This is a genomic window from Vibrio sp. 10N.222.55.C7 (genome assembly GCF_041473335.1).
In the GTDB taxonomy this organism is placed as follows: domain Bacteria; phylum Pseudomonadota; class Gammaproteobacteria; order Enterobacterales; family Vibrionaceae; genus Vibrio; species Vibrio crassostreae_C.
Genome location: NZ_JBFRSC010000052.1, coordinates 17,711 through 44,527, shown reverse-complemented (window position 1 = coordinate 44,527; position 26,817 = coordinate 17,711). Strand labels below are relative to the sequence as shown.

Annotated in this window: 21 protein-coding genes and 3 pseudogenes; 7 read left to right on the top strand and 17 right to left on the bottom strand. The window is 43.9% G+C overall.

Annotated features, from left to right (window positions below; all coding sequences use genetic code 11):
- Positions 1-33: 33 nt before the first annotated feature.
- On the top strand, positions 34-1,065 hold the full coding sequence (locus AB4482_RS18280; protein WP_372181393.1) for an IS110 family transposase: 1,032 nt from the start codon (positions 34-36) through the stop codon (positions 1,063-1,065).
- 353 nt (positions 1,066-1,418) lie between these two features.
- On the opposite strand, the gene AB4482_RS18275 is transcribed toward AB4482_RS18280, so the two are convergent.
- The 3 genes and pseudogenes from AB4482_RS18275 to AB4482_RS18265 all read right to left on the bottom strand — a co-directional run bounded on the left by AB4482_RS18275 (position 1,419) and on the right by AB4482_RS18265 (position 5,342).
- Positions 1,419-2,423, bottom strand: coding sequence for a metal-dependent hydrolase (locus AB4482_RS18275; RefSeq protein ID WP_372123180.1), 1,005 nt, complete (start codon positions 2,421-2,423; stop codon positions 1,419-1,421).
- 161 nt (positions 2,424-2,584) lie between these two features.
- Positions 2,585-3,877 carry a group II intron reverse transcriptase/maturase gene (ltrA, locus tag AB4482_RS18270; RefSeq protein ID WP_170962452.1) on the bottom strand — a complete coding sequence of 431 codons (1,293 nt, stop codon included), beginning with the start codon at positions 3,875-3,877 and terminating at the stop codon, positions 2,585-2,587.
- 662 nt (positions 3,878-4,539) lie between these two features.
- Positions 4,540-5,342: pseudogene (locus AB4482_RS18265) on the bottom strand (sulfite exporter TauE/SafE family protein).
- 339 nt (positions 5,343-5,681) lie between these two features.
- On the opposite strand from AB4482_RS18265, the gene AB4482_RS18260 reads away from it, so the two are divergent.
- Positions 5,682-6,659, top strand: coding sequence for a DUF1852 domain-containing protein (locus tag AB4482_RS18260; RefSeq protein ID WP_372181391.1), 978 nt, complete (start codon positions 5,682-5,684; stop codon positions 6,657-6,659).
- A gap of 45 nt (positions 6,660-6,704) precedes the next feature.
- A complete protein-coding gene (locus AB4482_RS18255; RefSeq protein WP_372181389.1) occupies positions 6,705-7,733 on the top strand; it encodes a methionine synthase in 1,029 nt (342 codons plus the stop codon).
- Between the two features lie 211 nt (positions 7,734-7,944).
- Here the strand turns inward: AB4482_RS18255 and AB4482_RS18250 are convergent, their stop codons facing one another.
- The 8 genes from AB4482_RS18250 to AB4482_RS18215 form a co-directional block, all read right to left on the bottom strand.
- Complete coding sequence (locus AB4482_RS18250; protein ID WP_017062409.1) at positions 7,945-8,346, bottom strand: hypothetical protein; 402 nt, start codon at positions 8,344-8,346, stop codon at positions 7,945-7,947.
- On the bottom strand, positions 8,339-8,788 hold the full coding sequence (locus AB4482_RS18245) for an N-acetyltransferase (protein WP_136973884.1): 450 nt from the start codon (positions 8,786-8,788) through the stop codon (positions 8,339-8,341). The genes AB4482_RS18250 and AB4482_RS18245 overlap by 8 nt, the downstream gene beginning before the upstream one ends.
- 69 nt (positions 8,789-8,857) lie before the next feature.
- Positions 8,858-9,358, bottom strand: a complete 501-nt coding sequence (locus AB4482_RS18240) for a hypothetical protein (protein WP_017064207.1) — start codon at positions 9,356-9,358, stop codon at positions 8,858-8,860.
- 61 nt (positions 9,359-9,419) lie between these two features.
- Positions 9,420-9,860 carry a hypothetical protein gene (locus AB4482_RS18235; RefSeq protein WP_372181387.1) on the bottom strand — a complete coding sequence of 147 codons (441 nt, stop codon included), beginning with the start codon at positions 9,858-9,860 and terminating at the stop codon, positions 9,420-9,422.
- A gap of 199 nt (positions 9,861-10,059) precedes the next feature.
- Positions 10,060-10,560: an opioid growth factor receptor-related protein gene (locus AB4482_RS18230; RefSeq protein WP_017062405.1), complete on the bottom strand. Its 501-nt coding sequence runs from the start codon at positions 10,558-10,560 to the stop codon at positions 10,060-10,062.
- Positions 10,561-11,027: 467 nt separating this feature from the next.
- On the bottom strand, positions 11,028-11,501 hold the full coding sequence (locus AB4482_RS18225) for a response regulator (RefSeq protein WP_017063648.1): 474 nt from the start codon (positions 11,499-11,501) through the stop codon (positions 11,028-11,030).
- On the bottom strand, positions 11,488-12,843 hold the full coding sequence (locus AB4482_RS18220) for an ATP-binding protein (RefSeq protein ID WP_372181385.1): 1,356 nt from the start codon (positions 12,841-12,843) through the stop codon (positions 11,488-11,490). Before AB4482_RS18220 ends, AB4482_RS18225 begins: the two co-directional genes overlap by 14 nt.
- Positions 12,844-12,849: 6 nt before the next feature.
- Positions 12,850-14,268 (bottom strand): DASS family sodium-coupled anion symporter, encoded by a 1,419-nt coding sequence (locus tag AB4482_RS18215; protein ID WP_372181383.1) that lies wholly within the window; start codon positions 14,266-14,268, stop codon positions 12,850-12,852.
- Between the two features lie 483 nt (positions 14,269-14,751).
- Here AB4482_RS18215 and AB4482_RS18210 point away from each other — a divergent pair, with 483 nt between their 5' ends.
- Together AB4482_RS18210 and AB4482_RS18205 are read left to right on the top strand one after the other, a co-directional pair.
- On the top strand, positions 14,752-17,769 hold the full coding sequence (locus tag AB4482_RS18210) for an EAL domain-containing protein (protein WP_372158992.1): 3,018 nt from the start codon (positions 14,752-14,754) through the stop codon (positions 17,767-17,769).
- Between the two features lie 122 nt (positions 17,770-17,891).
- Positions 17,892-18,002 (top strand): annotated as a pseudogene (locus AB4482_RS18205) (DUF3103 family protein); the annotation flags it as partial.
- A 146-nt stretch (positions 18,003-18,148) separates the two neighbouring features.
- On the opposite strand, the gene AB4482_RS18200 reads toward AB4482_RS18205, so the two are convergent.
- Together AB4482_RS18200 and AB4482_RS18195 are read right to left on the bottom strand one after the other, a co-directional pair.
- Entirely contained in the window at positions 18,149-18,466 is a 318-nt protein-coding gene (locus tag AB4482_RS18200; RefSeq protein WP_372112135.1) for a Dabb family protein, read from the bottom strand.
- Between the two features lie 213 nt (positions 18,467-18,679).
- Positions 18,680-18,919 carry a hypothetical protein gene (locus tag AB4482_RS18195; RefSeq protein ID WP_017101685.1) on the bottom strand — a complete coding sequence of 80 codons (240 nt, stop codon included), beginning with the start codon at positions 18,917-18,919 and terminating at the stop codon, positions 18,680-18,682.
- 81 nt (positions 18,920-19,000) lie between these two features.
- On the opposite strand from AB4482_RS18195, the pseudogene AB4482_RS18190 reads away from it, so the two are divergent.
- A pseudogene (locus AB4482_RS18190) lies at positions 19,001-19,111 on the top strand (LysR family transcriptional regulator); the annotation flags it as partial.
- Between the two features lie 126 nt (positions 19,112-19,237).
- Here the strand turns inward: AB4482_RS18190 and tnaA are convergent.
- From tnaA to AB4482_RS18175, 3 genes are all read right to left on the bottom strand, one after another.
- Positions 19,238-20,710: a tryptophanase gene (gene tnaA, locus AB4482_RS18185; RefSeq protein ID WP_372158990.1), complete on the bottom strand. Its 1,473-nt coding sequence runs from the start codon at positions 20,708-20,710 to the stop codon at positions 19,238-19,240.
- A gap of 743 nt (positions 20,711-21,453) precedes the next feature.
- Positions 21,454-23,130 carry a GTPase family protein gene (locus tag AB4482_RS18180; protein WP_372158989.1) on the bottom strand — a complete coding sequence of 559 codons (1,677 nt, stop codon included), beginning with the start codon at positions 23,128-23,130 and terminating at the stop codon, positions 21,454-21,456.
- Positions 23,117-24,232, bottom strand: coding sequence for a YcjF family protein (locus AB4482_RS18175; RefSeq protein WP_372158988.1), 1,116 nt, complete (start codon positions 24,230-24,232; stop codon positions 23,117-23,119). The genes AB4482_RS18180 and AB4482_RS18175 overlap by 14 nt, the downstream gene beginning before the upstream one ends.
- A 239-nt stretch (positions 24,233-24,471) precedes the next feature.
- Here AB4482_RS18175 and AB4482_RS18170 point away from each other — a divergent pair, with 239 nt between their 5' ends.
- Entirely contained in the window at positions 24,472-24,984 is a 513-nt protein-coding gene (locus tag AB4482_RS18170) for a peptide-methionine (S)-S-oxide reductase (RefSeq protein WP_372158987.1), read from the top strand.
- 151 nt (positions 24,985-25,135) lie between these two features.
- On the opposite strand, the gene AB4482_RS18165 is transcribed toward AB4482_RS18170, so the two are convergent.
- Entirely contained in the window at positions 25,136-26,752 is a 1,617-nt protein-coding gene (locus AB4482_RS18165) for a polysaccharide lyase 6 family protein (protein ID WP_372181380.1), read from the bottom strand.
- Between the last annotated feature and the right edge of the window lie 65 nt (positions 26,753-26,817).

Here is a 26,817-nt window from a genome sequence, read left to right as displayed (position 1 = left end):
TTAGGAGTGTGAGAAAAAACCGAGGGTTCCAATATGTTGACTAAAAATGTTATCGCTATCGACTTAGCAAAAAATGTTCTTCAAGCCTGCCATATCAGCATTCATGGTGAGCTAATGTCCAATAAACCTCTGAGTCGCCAGAAGATGAAAGAGTTCTTGGCAAAGGCTAAGCCTTCGATTGTCGCCATGGAAGGTTGTTGCGGTTGCCATTACTGGGGGCAATTAGCAGAAAAACTTGGGCATGAAGTCCGAATCATTAACCCTAAGAAGGTGAAAGGATACCTAGAAGGTCATAAAACGGATCATAATGATGCTCTCGCCATCGCTAACGCCGCTATACAAATTGGTATCAAGTACAGTCGTCCAAAGTCATTGGAACAACAAGCTATGCATTCTTTAGAAACTAGCCGTAGATTCTTATCTCGTAGTGTTGTTTCCCTAGCTCTTCACATTAGAGGGACAATTTTGGGCTACGGGATAGCAAACCCTAGAGGTGAAAAAGGCTTAAAAGCGTCGGTTCAAACCGTGCTTGATGGCGATACACCAATACCCTCCAATGTCGTATCCGTTCTGTCGATGCTTTGGGAGCAATATAAAGAACTTAAAGCAAAACTCATCGCATTCGAAAAAGAGAAAAATGCTTTAACCCGTCAGATAGAGCCGTGCCAACGATTAATGGGCATTGAAGGGGTTGGTGAAACAACTGCTGCGATGCTCTATACAACTCTTGGTGATGGAAAGCAGTTCAAGAATGGAAGACAAGCTTCAGCATTTGTTGGTCTTACACCTAAACAGCACAGTTCAGGAGGCAAAGTTTTTATGATTGGGATCGATAAATGCGGTGGTGTGAAGGAGCTACGCTCGCTTCTTTATCTTGGCGCAATGTCATACGTTGGGCGACTACCCGAAAAACCGAAGACTCAGAAGGACGCTTGGTTGAGGAGCATCATAGATCGTATCGGCTTCAAGAAGGCCCGCATTGCACTGGCTAACAAAGTGGTACGTACTGCGTGGGCAATGCTTCGGTATGAGACTGAATATAAACCAGTATTACTCACTCATTAATCACTACCAAATTTTTAAATTTTACAAAATGATGATGCATAAAAGGTAAGACCAACCTACTGAGAACCTGGCCATTCTGTCATGCTGTAAAAAGCTGCTAGCGCGATAAGGACAGTAGGTGCGCAAAACATCAAAGGCTAGAGGGTAGCTCCTTCAATAAGAAGCCGAATATACGACCGCATCTTAACTTTTATTGCCAAAATCACTTTGTAAATACGTGGATTCCATATACGGAATGGGGCATAAATGAGCTATAGCTTCCCCTAAATTAACAATTCAGAGATAACTAAACGTATGGAAAGTCGCTTAACGTAGCATCCAGTATTGACGGTGCAGATCAGTTTAAAACTAGCTCATTTATCACCAGTGAGCATATCGAAAAAGGTCTGTCTCGATTCTGGCGTGTTGTCTCTATGAGTTTCGTATTTTACATGCGCGTTTGCATCAACTGCTTTTGATAGCTTGATGCTCCATAGTGCTTTCATTTGATTTGGTACAATTGAATATCGGACATCGATAATACGCAGCTCGTCTGTTGGGTCCTGAGCGATATAACCATTTGAAAACCAGCGGAAACGTTCAATGTCTTTGGCTTGTTGAGAGTCCGGGTCAAGCCAAGGCAAATCCCTGCCAACATTCAGTTTCGTAATCGACTCTCCGGGATATACGTTTACCGATGTGCCAACCCGCACTGCGTCTACATGGTAATGAGCCTCTGTTTCGTACACCACTTTCCAAACCAAGATATTCGCAAAGCTTGGTTTTGCCTCTAATCGAATCGGTGTGTGTTGCCTTTCTTGCGCTAATTGCCACCCAATCGCCTCTGCCCTGTCTCGCTGAATCATCCCTAATGTTGGATAAATTAGCGCCCAAGTAAACGCAACACGCGCTAGCCAAGGCGCTCGTTTTAACGTCGCAAACACAAGCAACACTAGAATGGGAAGCGTATAAACAGGATCGATGATTGATATGGTATTCCAAGAAAAACGCGCGTTGGTGAAAGGCCAAAGTAACTGCGTGCCATAGGTGGTACAAGCGTCTAACAGTGCATGAGTACCATAGCCCAGAGCACAAAACAGCCAACTTTGTTTGAAAGAAAGCCCACGTTTTTTTGCAATCAGGTGATGCAGAACCAAAGCGCAGATCAAACTGCCAATGGGAATAAAGAAGAGTGAATGGGTAAATTGTCGATGAAATTCCAAAGCCAACAAAGGGTCACTTTGAGACTTAATCAGTGCATCCAAATCTGGTGCTAACCCGGAGAGCAGCCCTAATACCCCAGCAACAACCAAATGTTGTTTTTTGCTGGCCGATTGTGACAAAGAAGCGCCTAACACGCCCTGCGTTAAAGGATCCATAAATCACTCATTGATAGCATTCCGTTGAATCAAACAAAATACATTTAGCTATAGCGGTGAACTGTTCATAACTAAACGGTTTTATCAATATACTCATGTACATAGCTGTATAAGCATAGACCGATAATCGAGTAGGAGGAGGCCTCACGGCCTCCGTCCTCTCACACCACCGTACAAGCGTGGGTCGCATACGGCGGTTCCGAATATATTTTCAGTGACTCATACCCATCTCGCAATGAGTACAGGCCCAACTCCTCGAACCATTTTATTGGCATGGCGTGATTTAACTGCGGCGTTAAGGCCAAGTGCCACCACCCTTTATCTGACATCGCTACCTTCCACGCATTGCGCTCCGTTACACCTTGTTGTTGTAACCATGTCGCTATGCCGTATCTGCGTTTGCGTTGTTTTAAGCGGTAACATCGTAGCCGTCGCCGTATCCATTCGTCTAAGCGCTGCAAGCTGCTTTTCCGTATGGCGAGTTTGAAGTAGTGTTGCCAACCTCTTAGGTATTGAGTTAATTCCGCTATGACTGCTTGCAACTCTCGCCCTCGGTTTCGCTTCGTTATCTGCCGCACTCGCTTCTTCATTTGAGTTTGTGCTGCCTTCGATAGATGGATTGTTCCATCTATCCCGAAGCGGTGGCTTAAGTAAGTCCGCTCTGTCACTCTTGTCGCACCACTTTTCTCTCGATTTACCGTGAGCTTCAGCTTTTGCTCCAAGAACTCCGTTATCGACTCTTTAACTCGATAAGCGGCTTCTTCACTATGAACGTAGATTTGGCAGTCGTCTGCATATCGACAGAACTTATGCCCTCTGCGCTCTAACTCTTTATCCAGTTCATCTAATACGATATTGGATAGCAACGGGGATAATGGTCCACCCTGTGGTGTCCCTCTTTGTCTCTGTTCAACCATCCCGTTTCGCATTATGCCTGCCTGTAGATATGACCTGATGAGCTTCAACACTCGTTTATCACTGATGTCCTGTGACAGTCTGTACATCAGTCTATCGTGATTCACTGTGTCGAAGTATTTCGCTAGGTCGATATCTACAACATAACCTCGACCTTCTCGGATGTAATGACTGGCTGCCGTTAATGCATGGTGCGCACTGCGGTTTGGTCTAAATCCGTAACTGCTATTGGAGAACTTGGGGTCATAGATATCTGACAGTACTGAGGTCATTGCCTGTTGGACAACTCTATCAAGCACGGTTGGGATACCTAGTTGCCTTACGCCACCACTAGGTTTAGGGATTTCTACACCAAGTACCGGTTGAGGTTGGTAGCTTCCTTCCAGAAGACTCTGGCGAAGCGCTTGCCCATTTGAAGCCTGTCGAAGTGTTGAGATAGTCGCATCTATGTCGAGTTTGTCGACACCTGCACATCCTTTGTTCTTCTTCACTCTTCGTAGAGCTTGATTCAAGTTGGTTGAAGAGCAGATTTGCTCCATCAACGACGTCGAGATCACCAAGACTCGTCCTCCTGTTTACGCCAATCATGCTTGTCATTCTTCATCACCATGAGCTTTACTTGCTGTATCGCCCATTGGGACGTAGAGATGGTTTTCATCTTGCTATGACCCCACATGATTGAGTGTCTAGTGACTGCTTCTTGATATATTCAGTTCGGGCCTTCCCTTAAGTTGTACTTCCTTAAGGTACTATGCCTTCTGCTGACTTCTTATTGCTCGTCATACCGCATCGCTGCTGTATTAGTCTCTATCGAGACAAGTAATAAGATCTCCCGAGGTAAGACGTTGCTCTTTCCCTTGGCCGTGCCTGATTTATCACTACACACTTCCCGTCGAGGCATCGGGCTATTCTATCTATTGCTAGGTTGCCCAAGTTGTAATGACCTACTATCAGATTTCTGTTCGTCACAACCAAGTTTTGCCATTTGCTTCCTTCAGATTTCACCTCACGGTGAACACCCTTGCATAGGCTAACGGTTCTCGCTCGACTGAGCCCGTAGAGGACTTTCACCTCCTAGATCAACGCCATGCTCGGCGCACAACAAAAAAAGAGCAGTTATGAAACTGCCCTTTTCTAATTATTGGTGGTTGATCAATTTATTCGTTTTTGTTCTGTATATTCACACTTGAACGATCTTTTATTAACGAGCAACCATGCTTGCTGCGATAACCACCAGCAGTACTGAGAAGATTTTCTTAATCGTTGGAACCGGTAAATGGTTGGTGGCTTTTGCGCCTAACGGAGCCGTAAACCAAGACGTGCACACAATACCCAACAGCGCAGGCAGATAAACAAAGCCTGCAAAGCCATCAGTTAGAGCAAAGTGGCTACTGCCCGAGGTTATGTAACCGATAGAGCCGAATAGCGCGATAACAATGCCACACGCAGACGCACAGCCAATCGCCTTTTTCATATCGACCGAAAAGAACGTGAGCAAAGGAACGAGTAACGCACCGCCACCAATCCCGATCATTGCCGACAAACCGCCAGTAATGGTTGTCAGAACCGTTAATACACCTTTATTCGGTAGCTTTCGCTCTTTAGGCGCGTCACTTTTACTGCTTAAGAACATCTTAATTGCGATAAGAACCACGCTCACAGCAAACACGATACGAACAACCTTTTCAGGTAATAACGCCGCCATAAAACCACTAACCAAAGCACCTAGAGCAACACCCAACATGATCCAAGGTGCCAAGGCACGTTGCCGTTCTTGTGGTGAGCGAGCGCAGAAGACGTTGAAGTAAATAGAATCGAGGCCAGTGAGGTCGCAATCGCAGCGACAACAACTTGGTCAGACGGTAGAACTTCTAAATACAGTAAAATGCTGCTTAACACAGGAACAATGATCAGCCCTCCACCAATGCCCAAAAGCCCGGCAAGAAAACCAACACCACTGCCTAGTAACGCACAGTAGAAAATCAACAACAGCAATTCACTCATTTCATCCATCTCTTAATTAAATTAATTATCTTAAATGACACACTATTAATATGGCTATATTTCCATCAAGCTAATTAATATAACTGACACCGACTTGAATATTCAAACATATAGATCATGAATATTCCTCATGATGAATGTGAAGTAATACCATTGTTAATAGTCAACCTATCCACGTATAAAAACCTTAAGCAAATAAACTTATACGACATTAATTCTACTAAGCATTAATTTCAGACAGCATAGCCTTCGATTCTTAATCCGGTCATACGCAAAAATAAAGCATTTAAATATTAAAGACCGAGAGAATCAGACAACGAATTGGGATACCAGATCAACATGAATAATGAATTTAACTTTACGATTAAGAGCATTAGCCTCGACGAAAACTACCAGCCTGCAGACAGCACGCGTATCACAACTAACTTTGCTAACCTGGCTCGCGGTGACAGCCGCCAAGCGAACTTGCGTAATGCGCTACAAATGATCGATAACAGTTTCAACGCGTTAGCACACTGGGACAATCCTAAGGGCGACCGTTACTCTGTTGAGCTTGAAATCATTTCTGTTGATATGGATATTGAAAGCAACGGCGAAGCATTCCCTTCAATTGAAGTGCTGAAAACCAATATTGTAGACCGTAAAACTAACGAGCGTATTGAAGGCATTATCGGAAATAACTTCTCTTCTTATGTTCGAGATTATGACTTTAGCGTACGTCTATTGGATCATAATAAAGGCCAAGATAAATTCAGCATTCCAGAAGATTTTGGTGACTTACACGGTAAGCTTTTTAAATATTTCGTTAACTCTGACGCTTACAAAAAGAACTTTAATAAACGACCTGTTATTTGCTTAAGCGTGTCAGATAATAAAACCTATTACCGCACTGAAAACCAACACCCAGTATTAGGTTTTGAATACCAACCGAATGAGTCTTCTTTAACTGAACAATATTTCAAAAAGATGGGCTTACAGGTTCGTTATTTCATGCCGCCTAACAGTGTTGCACCTTTGGCCTTCTATTTCTTTGGTGATCTGCTGAACGATTACTCTAACCTAGAGCTTATCAGCACCATCAGTACCATGGGTACGTTCCAGAAAATCTACCGACCTGAGATTTACAACGCGAACGCGGTTGCGGGTAACTGTTACCAACCAAACTTGAAAAACTTGGATCACTCGCTGACTCAAATCGTGTACGACCGTGAAGAACGAAGCCAGCTAGCTGTTGAACAAGGTAAATTCGCAGAAGAGAAGTTCATTAAGCCATACCAATCAGTTCTAGAGAACTGGTCGGCAAATTACGCACTTTAATCGTCTATTGCGCTCTCAAACCACCCAAGGATAGGCAATATTATTATGAAAACACTATTACCGACTTCAACAGCGGGCAGCTTGCCGAAACCGTCTTGGCTTGCACAACCAGAGACGCTTTGGTCGCCATGGAAACTTCAAGGCGATGAACTCACAGACGGCAAACAAGATGCGCTGCGTGTCTCTCTGCACGAGCAACAGCAAGCAGGCATTGATATTGTGAGTGACGGCGAACAAACACGTCAACACTTTGTAACGACCTTCATTGAACACCTGAATGGCGTTGATTTTGAAAAGCGTGAAACCGTTAAAATCCGCGACCGTTACGATGCGAGTGTACCGACGGTTGTAGGCCTAGTTTCTCGTCAGAAATCTGTGTTTGTTGAAGATGCGAAGTTCTTACGTCAGCAAACCGACCAACCGATCAAATGGGCTCTGCCGGGGCCTATGACCATGATTGATACACTTTACGATGCGCATTACCAAAGCCGTGAAAAACTGGCGTGGGAATTTGCAAAGATCCTCAACGAAGAAGCCAAAGAACTTGAAGCGGCAGGCGTGGATATTATTCAGTTCGATGAACCTGCGTTTAACGTGTTTTTTGATGAAGTGAACAATTGGGGCATCGCTTGTTTGGAAAGAGCCATTGAAGGGCTTAAGTGCGAAACAGCAGTCCATATTTGTTATGGCTACGGCATTAAAGCGAATACGGATTGGAAAAAGACATTAGGCACCGAGTGGCGCCAATACGAAGAAGTCTTCCCTAAGCTGCAGCAATCGAATATCGACATTATCTCTTTAGAGTGTCACAACTCTCATGTACCTCTTGAGCTGCTTGAGCTCGTACGAGGCAAGAAAGTAATGGTCGGTGCGATTGATGTTGCAACCGATTCGATTGAAACACCGGAAGAAGTGGCTAGCACTCTACGTGAAACACTTAAGTACGTTGATGCCGACAAGCTCTACCCTTGCACCAACTGCGGCATGGCTCCCCTACCTCGCGAGATAGCCTCAGCGAAGCTTAATGCGCTCAGTGCTGGCGCAGAGATCGTTCGTAAAGAGCTTTCAGCGTAACGCTTTCCTAAAGAACAAAAACTATGCCTTTAAGCCTAAGTATCATATTGATGCTTAGGCTTTTTGTTATGTGAGTTAATGAGCTTTACGCGCTGCTTACCAGGTTTTATCTAGGTCTTGAGCATATAAAGAGATCGCTCGTTGGTACTCTTTAATCGCATCGCTATTCGTCGTGGAAACTAAAAGCTCAAGTAACAGCGATGTCGCTTCTTTATGGCGACCTAGTTCGACACGCTAACATACGGCTCCATTCTTCTTTGCTCATTGCGCCTTTAGAAAGGTAAATATTGTGTTTCTGCATTGCACCTTTCGTGTATGAAAGCTTGATGAATGAGCCAATTTCAAACGGAAGAAAGCTACGCTGTAAAGTCACATCACAAGCAACGCCATTTAAACGTACATGACCGTTCGTGATTTCAAACGAGCTATCGCGAAGCTTCCACCACAACATTAGAATTTTTATTAATGGAGGAACACAAATTATCAGCCCTATGGTTAGCAGCGATGAACGATCACCGTCTGATATCCAATAGACAAGACCTAGTGCAATAACAATAAACAGCAACTCTGAAAATAAGTATTTAACAAAATTTAGTTGGATACGGTTATCCATGACACTCTCTCAATGATGACCCTAAAGGCAGCTCCATTTCAACGAGCCCTTTCACTTCAGACAACTGAGTAAAACCTTTTGATTGATAAAGCTTAATGGCGGGGTTCTCACTGAACACGCGCAACACTAACTGAGCCGATGCTTGATTGTTCGCATGTTCAATAGCCAAATCGAGACACTTAGAGCCAAAACCTTGACCTTGACAGTCAGCTAATATCTGCAAGTCCCTAAGAAACGTTGTACCACTAGCGTAACTGAAGCGAACAACACCAATACGGCGATCCCCCACATAAATTTCATAGTTATCCAGCTCATCCCAGCTGCGTAAAAACTGGCTATGACCCCAAGCGATTCCACGAGCTTGATAGTAACTCGCCATATTCGTTTTGGTGATCGATTCAGCGAACTTAGGCTCTGAACCTTTGACCAACCTTACTTCCATATTGTGTCCTTTGTTTTCAAATCACATCTGAATACGGCATAGCAAAATGCCGTATATGTTGAATCATTTTTAGGTACATACTGGTTTCACTTCCTTCCATTGTGTATCCCATTCTTCGCCTAACAAATTAGAAAGTTTTTCACAGTCGTATAGATAGCGAAGACTATCTTTACAGTACGCAGTAAGTATTTCAGTTAACTGACCAGACGCTTTTTCGTTGTCTTTGAGTTTTCCGTACATCATCAAACCAGTCCTAAAGGTGTCTTGATCGAGGTCAGACGCTTGCTTCGATAACATCCCAAAGGAAATAGCGTTAATAGACAGGGCTAATGCAATCGCATCGCCTTCATCTCCCTCTAATTCACAAGCACTATAACGAGCTAACAAGTTCGATGTTTTAATTAATGGGGCAAGGTCTTTTGTATTTGCATATTTATAGGTTTCAAAACCTTGCCGCACCGCAGCTTTATGACTGTCTTCAATGCTCACAACATAGTCTGTCAAAACATGTAAGCTCGCATATGCACCTAGCCCGAAAGCCACAATGAACACGGCGATTAATCTGATCACTTATCTCTCCTAAAAGAACCTTGTGCTGGTTAATTTTAAACGGCGTCTTGTAGTAACAACCCTACTTGCCATCGACCTTTTCTAGAAACCAACTTCCTTGGCACGGCCCATTGGTTAAGTGCCATCGGCCGTCAAATCTACTGCCACTGCCACGTGCGGAAAAACGATAATCCCATTGGCGATGTTTAGCATATAAACGTAAGTCGCCGTTTTCCGTCACCCAACCCTCTAACGGTGTTCCATTGTAGGTAAGCCTTAGAGTAGCCTTACCCTCACGAATAGTTCCGGTGATGGTTGTGCGTTCACACATATTATTGCCAGTGGTGTTAATACGGCGGCCTAGCCACTCACCGCCGAAATCGATAGAAGGAACAAATTGGGGACTATCAGGAAGTTTAGGAAACGACTCGGAATTACTGGACCCGAACCACTGAAGCTCACGACCAACAAGGAAGAAGACAACAAAGCCGATTGATATCGCTATCACAAATCCCTTTTTCATTAGCCTCTTCCTAATCCGCTGACCTTAAGAAAAGAACCCTAACATAATGAAAAGTAATAACTTACCATCAGTTTAATTAACTTTGATATATTCCACAAATTGCATTCAAATGTTGAATATAGAGAAAGCGGCATCGTACAAAATACCGCGCATTGAGAATCAATTATGAGCAGTGCCGGAAGCTCTGCACAGAAAAACCCTAACCTTCCAAGGCATTGCGCCAATACTGAACGGTTTTATCCGACACCAACCCTGTCTCGGTCGCCGCTGATACTAAAAAGTCACATAACCGAGCCGCAACCTCTTCATTACCCAACAAGTACAAACTGCGAATGGCTCGCGTTAACCTTAGCTGGTTATGGTCATGATTCTTTAACCATACGTGATTAGCCGGGCTAAGTGGTAACGATGAAGATATTTCACTCCCGTTTCGCTGCATACCCCAAAACTCAAGCATCAGGTCAAGCACTTGTAGATGAGCTGTGCGGAGCGCTTCTGAATTAGCAAAAAGCACCTTATCTTCTTGAGTAACCAACGGGGCATGTTGATTAAACTTAGTCCCCTCATCTATTGGGAAGAACACTTGAATGTACTTATGGTCATGCTCCAACCAAAAATGATTGTAAGCCAATAACTGTTCTATATTTCGACCAAATTTGTCCGGCGCTTCACCAGATATAAAGCGAGCAATCTCACTCATTTTAAAATCCTACTGACTATAAACCCCCACTTGTGGGCGAATGCATTATTACGCAGTAAGCCGTGAAAAGCCTAGTCCTTTACGTTGTAAGTACCGATTTGGCTTAGAACTCCACGTCCCACGCGTTAGGAATCACTTTTGAATAATTTCGACTTACTTTTCTAACAAACGACACGGGAACTCTGCGACACATTTTAGCTCTGCTGTATGTTCAGGGAATCGTTCCTGAAGAAAACACAATGCATCCGTTGGCGTTGGCGTTGGCGTAGCGTATGAGTTTTAGACTAAAGCCAGCAACCAGTGTGTTAATAACTGAGTACCAAAACCTGAACGACTAAAAGAGGTAGGTAAAATAAGCAGCGAAAGATTACATCTTTCAAAGAAAAACCCTTCAGAAAGCGTCCTTCGGTGCATAGAATTTCAAGCGACTTACACTAGTGAATAATGTAAGTCGCTAACATAAGAGGCTAACGCAAGCGTCTGAACACAACCTGCTGGTCGAGCTCATTCTGATAGTCCGTGTAATCAAGCCCTTGATCAAATATGTACTCAGTGACAAGAGTACGAATGCACTCAACCAATGTGCTTGCTTGCCAAGGCTTTTCAAAGTAACGGTCGATGCCTGCTGCATTAATCGCATTGATGGTATCAGTATGAGTGGCCTGCCCCGTAAGAAGAATTTTCTTGGTATTCGGAAAGCGACTGTCATGGAACACTTCAGTGAGTAACTCCACCCCCGTTTTCCCTGGCATCACATGATCAGACACGATGACGGTAATGTGTTCGCCTTCTGCGTCAAGTTCATCAATGAGATCAAGCACTTCTTGCGCTGATTCACAATCTTCAATATTCAGCCAACTCGCCAGCGGCTCTAAATCTTGTATCACTGCGCTCAGTACTTCTCTCTGGTCATCGACACAGATTAAATTAAGCTTCTCCATGTTCACCCTCTATTGGTAACTTGATTCTAAATACCGTTTTAGAAGCATCACTTTTCACAATAATACTTCCGCCATAACCTGCCACAATCCGCTTAACTACTGATAAACCCAAGCCCAATCCAAACGATAAACCACCTTTTTTAGTGGTGAAGTTGGGCTGAAATATCTTTCTACGAGTCCCCTCGTCTATCTCAGGGCCGTTATTCGTAATCGTAACTAATATTCTTTTCTTACTTAATCTGGTTTGAATCTCTATTGCGGCATCGTCTGAATTCGACATTGCATCACAAGCATTCTTTATAATGTTGACCCAAATCTGAACGAGCTCTGTTTTCGAGCCTTTAAAAGACGGTAAATCCGCAGGGCTCAATCGCACAGACACTCTACGTAACTCACTTTGTAGCAACGATAAGGCATGGTTAATGGAGTCGTTAATATCAACCGCTTCTTCGGTGTCGATATCAACTCTGCCAAGTTGTTTAACCGATTTTACGATGCCGACGGTGTGTCTAGATGCCAAACGCAAATCATGTAAATCACAGCCCATCTGCCAAAAACGAATCGCTTCTTCTGGTTTTTTCAGCCAATGCTTTGAAATAACGTCTGTTGCAGATAAAGCATCAATTGGAATCGCCTTTGCAAGAGAGCGAGCAATGTTTTTGTCTAAACCATATTTTCTTTCAAATTGTCGCCCACGTGTTCGTGCTTCTGACGACGACGTTTTCTGACCATGCATTAACCCAAAATCGAAAAATTGACTGGCTTCTGGATGCACTTCTTCAAGCAGATCCATGATGACCGTTTCAAGTCGACCAGATTTACTATTTACGACACCAATAGCGTTGTTAAGCTCATGAGCAATCCCTGCAGCCAATTGACCCAAGGTCGTCATTTGCTCAGCAGTATGTAACTTCTCTAGCGCTTTTTGTTTCGCTATCGCTTCTTGTGTTGCGCGGCGTTGACGACGCGACAACTCATTGACAATTACAGGTGTGAACTGTGCGGTAAGAGGACCAAATTTACGTTCATCTTCTGCAGGCGTGTCTTTATCGATCCACGCTAACTCAACATCGGTTTTAGCAACAACCGTTGAAGATGCTGTCCAATTACCTGAAAAGAAGCTATGAACGCCTATAAAAGCCCCACTACCCGCGCTAAATACTCGCACTTGCGGTGTATTCGCATCGGTATAAAACCCTTCCAGTTCTCCACTAAACACATAATATAAACGAGTGTTTAACGCTGATTGTTCAATAATGGTGTTACCGGCACAGCACGTCACCCGACGTTCTGTTTGGTTAAAATAGCGCTCGATCAGTGCTTCTAGCTTTTGTTGATACACGTATCGTTATCCTATGTGACCAATTGAACGTAGCACCCACACCATAACAAAACTCAGTAGCACACCAACCACACCCAAAATAATACCGATTCTGGCCATTTGATTACTTTGCACATGACCAGTGGCATGAGCCAACGCATTCGGTGGCGTACTGATTGGCAGCGACATACCTAATGAAGCGGCAAAAGTCACAACCAAAATTAACGTTAGCTCACCGCCTAGTGGCGTGAGTGAAGCCATAGACGAACCTAATGCCGCCATAATTGGCATTAACAAGTTAGCCGTTGCGGTATGAGACATAAAGTTTGCCATTACCAAACACAAGAACGCCGCTCCGAACAACACCACATAGGGTGAGTAGCTATCAAACGGAATACTGTGTACCACGAGCTTTGCTAAGCCAGTTTTATCGAGCGCTAAACCAAGCGCAATACCACCTGATACAAGCCACAATACGTCCCAAGAAATTTTCTTCAGGTCTTCTTTATTGATGATCCCTGTGAGTGAGAACACAGCGACAGGAATCAGAGCGACGGTGTAAGAGTTCATGCCATGGCTTGAACCCATTAACCAAAGAATGATGGTCAGCGCAAAAGTGACGTACACCGCAATGGCTTTAGGCGTTTTAAGGAATTTACCTTTGATGCTTAGCTCGATTTTCTTTTGGTCAGCTTTGTACATAAAGCCTATTAAAAACCACGCTAACGCCATCATAATCACAACAAACGGCACACCAAATGCCATCCATTCACCGAACGTAATGAGGTTATCGCCAACTAAATATTTAAGTGCGATAGCGTTCGGGGGGGTACCGATCGGAGTACCAATGCCACCGATGTTAGCGGCAACCGGGATACAAAGCGCAAACGCTACACGACCGGGGTCTTTCGGACCAAACACAGCCAGTACCGGCGTTAAAATAGAGAGCATCATTGCCGTTGTTGCCGTGTTAGACATAAACATCGAAAAGATACCAGTGATCAACATTAAGCCGAGCATCACAAACTTTGGGTCTTGTCCAAATGGCTTCAACAACACGCGAGCTAAGTTTACGTCTAATCGATACTTAGTGGCGGCCATCGCTAAGAAAAAACCGCCCAAAAACAGCATGATGATTGGGCTGGCGAATGTCGCCATGATATCGCTGTATTTTAACAACTCACCAAAATGTTCCTGCCCATGCTCAAACCTTAAAAAGATCAGCCCTTTATCCGACAACATCAACAATTGCAGAACGATAATAACAACAGACGTCGCGTAGATCGGGATAGGCTCGAACACCCAGCACAATGCCGCTAATAAAAAGATCGCGATAACACGTTGTTGAATAATCGTAAGGCCTTCAAATGGGAACGCTGATAGCGGCATTACGAGGATAATGAAAGGAATTAAAATAGGGATAATGTATTTAATATAGGGGCGCATAGCACAAAAACTCTTCCTGAGATAACAACTACTTAGAAATTAGATTTAAAGTTCTAATTTAGTCCGACAACGAATTATCGACCTCTTATCACTATCTCACTATCGGCTAGATCAATGATTACGTAATCGCGATATCCCCTTTTTCGATTTTGTGCGCTACCTCTACGTTTGTATGTCATTTATTGTTGCAATTAAATTCAGGAGAGTGGTTTCTGCGTTTCTAGTCATAATCCGTTCCGGTTATTCTAGGTACTGTCAGAACAGATCAGTCGCTTAAGTCATGTCCATAAATTGAGGACCGCTTCTGAGTAACCTCTCAAATATATGAGTTAGACTTACTCGGATTGTGCGTGGTTTTGCATTTCCTTTTGCCGTAAGTTTATTTTCAAGCTCGCTTAGTAGAGCATGGAAGAAATAATAAAAAGATACCTATTCTCCCCCGAAAACAGTTCTACACAACACAACTTTCGACCGGCTAATAACATGACTATTGTTACATCTAAAAAACGTCCTACCGTTGGCATTGTGCTGCCTATGCTCAGTGGCTTCTACATGGGCGAGCTAAATGCAACCCTTAGAAGGCTTGCGAAAAACCATAAAGTCAATCTGATCTTCATCCGCTCGGGTGAGCGAAGAGATTTTAAACTTCCTATATATTTTAATCATCTCGATGCCCTTGTGGTCGTTCTCCATGCAGCGACAGTAAAGTTGATCGAAGAAGCTATAAACGCAAACATTCCAGTCATTTCTATTGGAGCAAGCTATGCGCCGCTGCCCGTTGAGCAGTATTATAGTGTGCAAAGCGATGGTGTCACTAAGCTCTATGAATGGTTACAAAGTCAAGGACACGAAGAAATCGGCTTTTGTGGCGATCTCACTGTTAATGATATCAGGTCTCGCTTCAAAGCGTATCAACGCACGGTGATTGATCATAAAGGCTCATTCAACCAACGCCATTTCTTCCGCGTGTCGAATTGTTCTCTATCTGGGGGACGAGAAGCCGCAATAGAATTTATACAGCGTAAATCCAAATGCACTGCGGTTATCTGCGCAACTGACCACAATGCTGTAGGTATGATGGAGCAACTGTCTCACAGCAATATCTCGGTACCTGACGATGTCGCCATCGTAGGCATTGATAATATTTTCGTCGGTCAACAATTCAATCCCAAGTTAACAACAGTAGACCAACAGCTTGAGCTTCTAGCGACGCAAGTATTTCACCGCGTGTTGGAACGTATTTCTGGGAAGCCTTTTAATAATGCCAATAATAGTGTCCCGCAAAAGCTCATCGTTCATCAGTCTTGCGGTAACACAAACCCAGATCTCGAACATAAAGAAGATATCAACTCAACTCGCCAAATCCTCTTAAATGTGCAAGGGCGTTCTCCCGCTGAGATATTCGAAAATTTCTATTCACAAGCACAAGGAGGTTTTGACTCAATTAGAGATGCTCAAAGCCTTTACGGAAACAATCTTGACTGGGCCTGTCTCGCTGAGTGTAATTCGGAGCAATACACTATTAGGAAATGGGTAGAAAAAGGCATGACTCAGCCAACTACCCTACCGCAACAAACAGATATTCAAGACGATATTCGCAATTTCCCATTTTTCGAACGCTATGATCATTTCGTTGCTTCCATTCTTCCTATCAACTCAGGGCAAGAAGATCACTGGAAGCTCGTCGCTGTTGTTGATTCATTGCAAGATCACCAAGATATCGGTACACAATCGGTATTCAACAATTATTTAGATATGCTCGCACTGTTCATCGAGCGCGACGAGCTTATCAATACAAGTAACAATCGTCAGAAGAACTCCCAACAGTTGTTGCAACAGCTCAAAGTAGTATCTAACAGCTCAAACGATGGTATCTGGGATTGGGACTTACTAACCAATACTCTTGTCTGGAACAGTCGGTTAACCAAAATGATTGGCTGTCAAGATACCTTTTCTGATCGTAAGTTAGGATGTGACCATCTGTTCCAATATATACACTCAGAAGACTTAGAACTTCTCGAGTCCGCCATTCATAACCACTTAAACGAAGAAGTACCGTTCAAATGTGAATTCAGGATGAAGACGCAACATCGCGGATATATCTGGGTTCATGCCAATGGCTCAGCGGTTCATAATGCAGAAGGGCAGGCTGTGCGCTTCATTGGCTCAATGACGGATGTAACTCAAGAGCGAGAAGATGCGGAAAAGATTCAACACATGGCGTATTATGATGCGCTTACTGGCATCGCTAATCGCCGGAAAATAATGGAAAGCATCGCGCAACACATTGTGAATCGACCTAACCAAAAACGCGCGGTCATGTTGATGGATCTTAACCGTTTTAAGATTATCAACGACTCTTTTGGTCATCACGTCGGTGATGCACTTCTTTGCCACGTGACCAAACATATTCAGAACGTGCTATCAAGTGAACACCTTGTCGCACGTTTGGGAGGTGACGAATTCTTGTTTTTGTGTAATGTCAGTTCCGAAGCAGACATCAACGCACTCGCCACGCAGATTTTAAATGCCGTTCAAAACCCATTGATCGTTGATGATATTGAGATTATCAGCCAAGGAAGCCTAGGCATCGCTATGTATCCTTATGATGGCGTAAGTGCCGAAGAATTAATTAAGCAGGCCGACATTGCCATGTATCAAGCTAAAAAGCTGGGAGGACAAAGCTATCTCAACTTTCAAAGGTCAATGGCAAAAGAGACGGAAAACATAATCGAAATAGAGCACCAACTCAGTCGTGCCATCGCTCAACAAGAAATAAAGGTGCACTACCAACCTCAATATTGTGGGCAAGATGAAAAGATTACTGCTGTTGAAGCACTAGCAAGATGGGGATCTCCAACATTGGGGGATGTCCCTCCTGACCAGTTTATCGAGGTTGCTGAATCAGCTGGCCTAATCAGCAAGCTTGGTGAATGTATCATTCATCGAGTTTGTAAGGATGTTGAAGGATCTGAATGGCTACAAACCATGAGCCATATTTCCATTAATATCAGTGCAAAACAGCTGATACAGCCTCACTTCGCTCAAGAAATCATTCGAACTATTCGCCAATACCAGCTTCCTTTGACGTTATTCTGTATTGAGATAACCGAGTCAGCAGCAATTGTCGATTACGAGTTATGCATAAACTCACTTAAAGAACTACACGATGTAGGAATTTCTATCTCTCTTGACGATTTTGGCACGGGATTCTCTTCTCTATCTCTACTAAAGCAACTTCCACTAAGTGAAGTAAAGATCGACCGTTCATTTATCTCTGACATAACTCAAGGGCAGACCAACTTAGACTTCGTCAACACTATGATCATGATGGGTAAAAGCTTGGGCTATCGTGTTGTAGCTGAAGGGGTGGAAACTGCTGATCATAACCAACGCCTAAACGGACTGGGGATAGATCTGCTGCAAGGTTATTACTTCAGTAAACCTCGACCATTAAGTGAACTGGAATCAGAAGTGGCTATCAAATTGACTAGAGCTTAACCGTGGCACAACGGCATTATTTAAAAGTAATGCCATTCTTATTCACGCTTTGCGTTAACTTTACTGCCTATTGGCAGGTTAACGGAATAAAAATGAGCGTAAACAGTAGATGACATAAAGGTCGTTTAGAACCACAGATAGACCTCGTTGAGATGCCTTATCTGGACTACGACAAACAGACGTACTACCCCAATCAGACAGTTATCTTCTGGCCTCGCTACCGCTGGGGCGCAGGCGGGAATGCTGTCGCATCGTTTGCACCAGTCACTATTTCGCCAACAGAGTAAGTCGTTTCTTATTGAGTTAGGGCTTAATTGCTAGGCCCTAACCCTTCATTATTGAAGCTAAGTAAAACACAAGAGGCCTACTCAGAACCTAATTACAGGGAGTAATCAAACACGATAATGTCGTCTAGCAACGGACGAAACACATCTTTCAGCGCATCATGCTCTGGGTGCGGAAGGTAATTCTGACGGCCTTGTTCATCGGCGAATGTCATTAACACTGAGTGGGTATAACCTTGATTCTTGTTTTCAGGGCTGTCATTTAGCCCCCACTCGACTGAAGTGACCCCTTCAACTTTGTTTGGCATCGCTTCGAACAACATCTTTAGTTTTTGAACCTCTGAAGCCTCAGCGTTTTCTTTAAACTTAATCAATAAAATGTGACGAATCATTCCCGTTTCTTTTCGAGTCATTCCTATCCCTTTTCGAATCGTTCGCTTGCTCGTTTGTCATGCTTAACCAACACCGAGTCGCGTTCTTAAGTTAGAGGAGAACAAAATGCCACACGTTACACAACATGCCAAGGCTAGAACGCTGGATTTTATAAAATAACCCAAATCCCAACACAAAAATGCTGCACCCAAGGGCGCAGCATTTCTCATGACAATGGTAAGCACGTTTTAACGTTAATCACGACGACCTGTAAGCTGGATCGTTTGGTCTTGATCGACGCTCTTGTGGAATTTTATTCCGCCATTAGCGGCGTCATTTCTTCCTTCAAGCACTGGCTCAGATTCAACACGCTCAGCCTTTACTTGATTACCTTCGCTTCTCGTCATATCGAGAGTACTCGCATAAGTACCGTCAGCCGCGAAAGCCGTGTTCATAGATAAAGCCATCAATCCAAGTGCGATTAACTTGTTCATACATCACCTCGTTGTATTTCTAATTCTTTGTTCGTTTGGTATCTGTGTTTTTGTTGGAGTAACTTTAACAATCGAACATGAACCATAGATGTGAGCTATGTGATGAGCTGCCGCCGCTCGCAAAAAGACGCACCTTTGAATCAGTGGTTATTCCAAATGTTGAAGTCTACCCTGAAAAACAAACAAGCGTAGTTCAGCTTTTAACGGGTTAACTACTTAAAGGCTTAACTGCCTAACTCCTCTACCATCCAAAAAAGAAAAGGCTCCCGAGGGAGCCTTTGATTATGTTTCTAGTGACTATTCGCTTATGTTTTTATTTTAAAATGCTTCTTCGAGCGTTTGTTCATTCTTTTTTTCTGTCTGTTTTTCAACGGTTTCAACCTCTTTCAAGCGCGCAGTAAAGTGTCTTAACACTGGCGGTTCATAGGTAAAGTCGAGCCCTTTCACTTTGCTTGCGTTCTCTTTCACTTTTTCGAACGCTTCAATAATGAAATCCATATGGGTTTGCGTATAAGTGGCACGTGGAATGGTTAAGCGTAATAATTCTGCAGGACATGGATGTTGCTCGCCCGTTGCAGGGTCACGACCTTGCAGTAAAGAACCAATTTCAACCGCTCTAATACCTGCCACTTTATACAGTTCACACGCCAAAGCATGCGCCGGGAATTGGCCTGCTGGAATATGAGGAAGCAGTTTACCCGCATCGACAAACGCTGCATGACCGCCTGCTTGCTGGCACACGATGCCCATCGCTTCTAAGCCATCAACAAGGTATTGAACCTGGCCAATACGGTACTCTAACCAATCTTGGCGCATGCCGTCATAAAGGCCAACCGCAAGACGCTCCATCGCGCCACCTTCTAAGCCACCATAGGTTGGGAAGCCCTCTTGCACCACACACAAGGTTCGACACTCTGTGTACACATCCATGAAAGAGTCGTCTTTAAAGCACAACAAGCCGCCCATTTGTACCATGGCATCTTTCTTGGCAGACATAGCTAAACCATCCGCGTATTTGTAAGACTCACGCGTGATCTGTTCGATTGTCCAATCCTGATAACCCGCTTCACGTTGTTGAATGAAGTAGGCATTTTCTGCGTAGCGTGCCGAGTCCATGATCACAGGAATATCGTACTTCTGAGCGATTTCATACACGGCTTTTAGATTGGCGATAGACACTGGCTGTCCACCAGCAGAGTTACAAGTAATGGTGCTCACAATGTAGGGAACATTGGCTGCGCCCGCTTCTAAGATCGCTTCTTCCAGCTTCACCACATCGAAGTTGCCTTTGAAATCCGCGTTCACTGAGGTATCGAACGCTTCTTTGGTATAAACGTTCTTCGCCACACAGCAATTCACTTGGGTGTGGCCTTGTGTTGTATCGAAGAAGTAGTTCGACAAGGCGACCATTTTGCTGCGATCGAGCCCTTTCTCCATTTCACGCTTCTTAATAAGAACCGGAATGTAGATCTGCTCTGCACCGCGTCCTTGGTGTGTTGGAATCGTCAACTCGTAACCGAAGATATCCTTAACCGCATTCGACAATGCGTAGTAACTGCGGCTACCACTGTAAGCTTCATCACCCATTAACATCGCGGCTTGCATACGCTGAGTGATAGATCCTGTTCCGCTGTCTGTCAGTAAGTCGATAAACACATCATCACTGTCGAGCAAAAATGGGTTCATGCCCGCGTCGACAATGGCTTGTTCACGATAGGCGCGAGTTGTTCTTTTTACTGGCTCTACAACACGAATACGAAACGGTTCTGGTAGATGTTTGAAGTTTTCCATAATAATACCTTTCAATACATTCCGATCAGGTCGAAATGTATTTTCTTTAGATGTCACGAGTCCTCACTATTAAATTAATAGTTCCGTATAAAGATACACAGAAAATTAACAGTGAAAATAAAAAATTAAATAATGACTTATTAATCAAACCTAAACAGAGGCTAAGATAATTAGCGAGAACGACAAAAAACGAATACCCTACACGGAATAATAAGTGCGACATTCATACGTTCAAAGGTTATCAAAGCTGCTGATAGGTAAACAAAGCTCGCTGCTTTGCTGGCGCGTGACGCCTAGAGGGTACTACTCTGAAGAAAGGTGGAACGAGAGTTGGTGATCTAAGGTATACCAAGCTAACAAGGTTAGCCAAGTTGTTGATTGCCATTTCAGATACATGTTCACAATATATCCCTACGTTGAAATCAAGATGATCCGAAATTTAAATATAGTGTAATTGTTTTATAAATACAGCTTAGAAAAGTATAAATGTGATCAACATTTAGAATGATAATTAAATATGATAGCATGTTATATAAACTGTGAATCACAGCCGTTTATATACTATTAAACTAGTTCAGCGAGTTACTTAATAATATCAAATCTCTTTTAAACTCAATGCTTCCTCGAATAAGGGGCGAAGATGGCTGTTTTCTAAAAAGCTATCTTCTAGGAATCTACTGAGCTAAAAAGATAAGCTCTGATGAGGCTCAAACCTCACCAGAACCGTATTCGCAGTGAATAACTTACTTCTTCTTCACGACTTGCTTGATGGCCATTTCAGCCAGTTTTGGCGTCGCTGCTTTCAATGCACTGGGGGCAACCTTCTTACCCGCCTTGACCGCTTTATTCAGTTGGCCTTTAACCGACGTCCCTCTTTTCATGGCTTCTAAACGTTGGCGATTTCTCTGAACGTTATTTGCGTCAGCGATACGCTCGATCAACGTCTGCCTTAAAGTATCTAAACCAAACTGTACCTTTTCTGGCGCAATCGCCAGCGGTAACACGATATCGGTTTGCAGCAATATATGATTGTATTCGAGCGCTTGAGCAATGATCTTCGCTTTGGTCGATGTTGGATTCTCTAAGTCATACGGTGGCTGCCAATCGTCTACAGGCTTTAATCTGTCTACCTGATTCACAACCGACACCACAATCGGTTTCTTGCGTGAGATGTTCTTCGGATCGTCATAGAAAGCATCAAATCTATCTTTCAATTGCTTATCCAAATCACGCGCAGACTGATTGGCTTTCAATACCCATAGCACTACATCGGCTTGGGTCATCTCTTTCAGCATTAAGGCTTCGGTTTTAGAGTTGCCATCAAGCCCTTGAAGATCAACAACTCGAACATCATTGTCGTCGACAAACGCGTTATACACCGTTGAAGTGTCGGTTGATGGCAGCACATCCACTTCTGCAACCAACTCTTGCTTGAGTGCATTGATAAGTGAAGATTTACCCGAACTGGTTTGTCCCACCAGCACGATTCGCACAGGCTCTAGCTCTGGAGCAAAGCGTTGTTCGTCGAGTTCAGAAACATCAGACACTTTAAGTGCTTCATCTTCAATGCTGAAACGTCCGCTATAGAGGTCAATCGCGACCGCCGCGACTTCATCTAATAAGGCTTGTTTGGCGGCGTATTGCATGTCATCAACCACACCTCTTGTCATTGAAGATGTCGCTTGCTCTCTACCTAAATCAGAAACAACTTTTAGCGGGTTTAAATAGAGGTTTTTGAGGTGATTCCCCCAAATAGCGGCCTTAACGATCTTCTGTCCTAGCTCACCGTATTTATCGTAGGCTTCGTAGCCCGCTTTGATGTAAGAAACCTTGAGATACTCAATGCCGGGGATATGCTCTCGCACTACCAATTTGTAGCGTCGGCTGACCTCTTCGAACAGCTTTAGCCCTTCAGGAATCGAAAAATCGAGTGATTTCTTATCAAACTTTTTCGCAACAAATTCAAGTACCTCTAAACCGGTTTGGTCTAGTTTACCCCACTCTATGTCGACCATTAATTGTTGGCGTACATGGTGTTTTGAATCATTCCAGATCGACAGCTCTTTTTGAGACCAATCAGCCGAAGCCTTAACCAATGCATCGTTGATATCAGCTTTTTTATGCTGTGATTCAGCTTCAGCAGTATCCTCGCCAAGGCCGCCACTCTCTTTATTCGAGAAAGACTCTTTATTTGAAGAGCGGCTTGAAGAACGGCTAGAAATGAATAAAGGAATGGTGAACACCAAGGTACTCACGGCAATGGCAATCGACATTTCGAGTAGATAACCGTATTTGATCGCCAAGAAGACACCAAAACCCATCATGATAATGCTTGGGAAGATCGCCGAAATCAGGGCAATGCCCCAGCGTCCGCTCGATAGCACCGCCAGTAATCGAAATAGGTTTCTAATTTTCTTCATAACCCGACGCCGCCTTTCCTTTTTTCAGAGATTCTTTGTAGATCTTCTGCATCTCTTGTTCAGACACTTCTTCACCTTTGTTCTTATGATAGAAGTAAAAACAAGCCGCGCGACCTAAACCATAAGAGGTGCCGAAACTCATTGCCGCTGCAGCCACCGCACCTACCGTTTGACCATAAACTGGAATCAGCTTTATCAACTGTCGAGTGCCCAGCTTCATTCCGTATTGCAAAGCAAAGCTGCTTCCCAGAGTGCCTATCAACTCACTAAAGACTCTCTTATTCCATTCGACCCCATATTGATTGGCCAAGCTGTGAAGCATTTTGGCTTGAATCGCAGGTACCGACACCAAACCAACACCCGGAATCAGGTCACTCGCTGCGGCACTTCCTGCAAACCAAAGCACTTCGTTTTCTACTTGATCAAAGTTGGCTTCTTCTTGCGTGGAATGTTCTTTGTCTTGCACCATCATTCCTATCACCGGAAGAATACTGCTCAGCTTTTCTAACAAGATGTCATAGTTGTAAACCGCTTCGCTGTTAGACATAGCGTTGTCATCCGTTTCGAAATCGACCGCTACCGATTCAAACTCTTTACCCCAAGCCTTCTCTACTTGGTTGCTGTTGAACTGAATTTGCCTTGCTCGATCTGGTTCACTGGAAGACAACACCGCCGTATGAAGCAGCAACAAGTTTTTAATCTTCTTCTGTTTCTTAATCTGTTTTAGAGCCGTAAGCACAGCGGATTGTTCAGGTTCGTCGGCTTTCATTACAACGACTAACGCATTACCTGCCTGACCAATCTCTTCCAAATCCTCTTTCGCATCGTAATTCGCTTCGCTGAGTCCTCTGGTATCAAGAAACCTCATCACGGGTTTGTCTTGCGGAAACTCATACGACATCGCCGTCATGGTACAAGGCGCAAAACCATTGCCCACTTCTACAGAAGAGTCGCCCGTGACCGCTTGAATAAACGATGACTTGCCCGCCCCCGTTTTGCCCAACAGCCACAATGTAGGAAGATGCTTGCGCTGATATTCATGAGCCTGAGTCAAGTCTGGGTTCTTGCTCGGATTAATGAAGTCTTTTATTTGATCAAACATGTTTAGAGTAACGCTCACTTGATGTTGAGATTCGAGTTGATGACAAAGCAATACTGACTTATATAATCACAAATCATATTAAACTTATGTTTGTTCAGTCGCACAGGTTTACAATGCCTAAACGCTTGTTTTTATTTGCGCGCTCATTTTTATAGACGCTTTTTTATACGTGCGGGTATCATCGTATTAATTCAGGTACCTAACGAACATCAACAAACACAGAGAGCTCAAAGAGAAGTATGAAACAAATTTATTTAGCTGGCGGTTGCTTGTGGGGTGTACAAGAATTTATTAAGTACGTTCCTGGTGTTATCAGCACAGAAGCAGGCCGTGCCAATGGAAGCGCCCAGCCAACAGAAAACAAGACGGCTCAAAGCGACAGCACACAAAATGATTACGATGGCTACGCAGAGTGCGTACAAATAGAGTTTGATCCAAGCATCACGTCAGTAACGATTCTGATGGAACAATTGTTTGAGATTATCGACCCTTACAGCGTGAATAAACAAGGTGTCGATGTCGGAGAGAAATACCGCACAGGCGTTTACAGCACTAATGCAGAACACTTAACCGAAGCTAAGCACTATATTTCTTCAAGAGATGATGCCGACCGTATCGCTGTTGAGGTGTTGCCGTTGACCAATTATGTTGCCAGCGACGACATCCACCAGCATCACTTAAGTCACTTCCCTGAAGATCACCACTTATGTCATATCCCTTGGGATCTACTGCATAAGTATAAATCACAGTAGTCTCGACGTAAGATTGAAATGGTCACGACCTAAGATCGAGAAAGCCTCAACAGACATTATCCGTTGAGGCTTTTAAGTGTTATGGTCAGGACTGCTATCGTGAATTGATTTGATAGCTTAAACCATTAGCCATTAGCCATTAACTAATAAATTACTTAGTCGTATTCTCAAGCACGTAGTCTGGACCCGCTGTTTCAGCCGTCACGACCGCAAGTTTAGACACGTCTGCGCCTTCACCTTGATAAGCGTTCATGCCGTTTTCTACAACAACTTTTGGTAGCTCAACCGAGTAGCCTTCGATCAGTTCAGAATCCGTCACTTGACCCACGTAAGTTTCGTCTGTGTAAGTTGCGCCAACTAATGGGAAGTCTTGCGTTGCACGTACACTTACAAACTCAGGTGACTGCGAGTTATCAACCACGTTGTGTTTAAACGCCACATCAACGCCCGCATAAATGCCTTCCACTTCTGCGTTGTCAAACAAACTTACACGGTGGCTTTGGTTGCCGTAAACAATGCCCCACTCAGTATCGACTAGAGAGTTGTTCTCAATGGTGATGTTTTTCGGTGTCCACTGCTTGTTAAGCTCTTTGCCTTTCACCGATTGATCTAGCTGCTCACCATTCGCTACGTCGATGATGCCTGTGTTAATAACAATGCCGCCACGTAGGTCAGCGTTGCCTTCAATCAAGCCATCGCGGCCTCGAGTGTTTGCAATGTAGTTGTTACGAATCACATGATCTTCATCGTAGATACGGACGCCGCCGGTTAGGCGCTTTCCATTGCCAAGAATCATGTTGTTCTCAACCGTGTTGCCTTTTCCGTGACGCAGTGAAATAAGCGCGTTGCTTTGGAAAATAGTATTACCTGAGATCTTGTTGTCGCCCGACTTAATCGAGATAAGCTCACGCTCACCATCCATATCGATCATCAGGTTGTTCACGAACTTAGAACTTGAATCCCACTGTGAAGCTTTAGAATCACCAATACGGATCGCTTCCCAGCTGTTGCCGTTGTAACGAATCGCTTCTTTGATATCGAATTCATTGAATTGGTTAGGCTTTTGATCCATGAAGATATTATTTGCGATCAGGTGGTTGTCGGCTGTGTCATCTTTTTGTACACCGATCAAAGTGCCGCGTTTTTGCTTACCTTCGAAACGGTTGTTGATGACTTTGCCATCTTTACCCCATAGAGAAACCCATAGGTACTTTGGATACTCAGAACGACGCTCGTCTGGCTCGTACGTGTAATCATGGTTGAAGTAGTAGAATGTTGAGTTTTGCAGCGTGTTGCCATTACCCATCATACGTACTGCACCAAAGCGTTCGTTAGGACCGCCCTCAGTAAATACCAAGCCATCAAGCGTGATGTCATCGCCTTTCAGTTCAAACTGAATCAAACCAGTGATCCACGCAGAGCCTGCTTGCTCAGCCTTGATAGTGATGTCATTCGCCGTGATCGTCACTTGACCTAAGTTCGCGTATTTACCGGCAGGGATAACCACTTCGTCGCCATCTTTTAGGTTTTCAAATTGTGCTTTAAGCGCAGCCACTTGCTCTTCCGAAGCAACGGCTAAAGTGTCGCCATCTACCTCTGTTAAGCGGTCACTGCTCAATAGGTAACTACGGTCAATTTCGCTAACAGCAGGCGTAGCTTGTTCAGCGACACTGACTACGGGTGCTGTTTTTTCTTGTGTTGTACAGCCTGTTGCAAAAGCGAGTGTGAACGCGCTAATAATGCTTACCGATAATAGTTTTTTGTTCATCGTACATCTCACATTAAAGTTTGGATTATAAAAATGACGACCACCCGTTCAGGTGGCCGTGATGT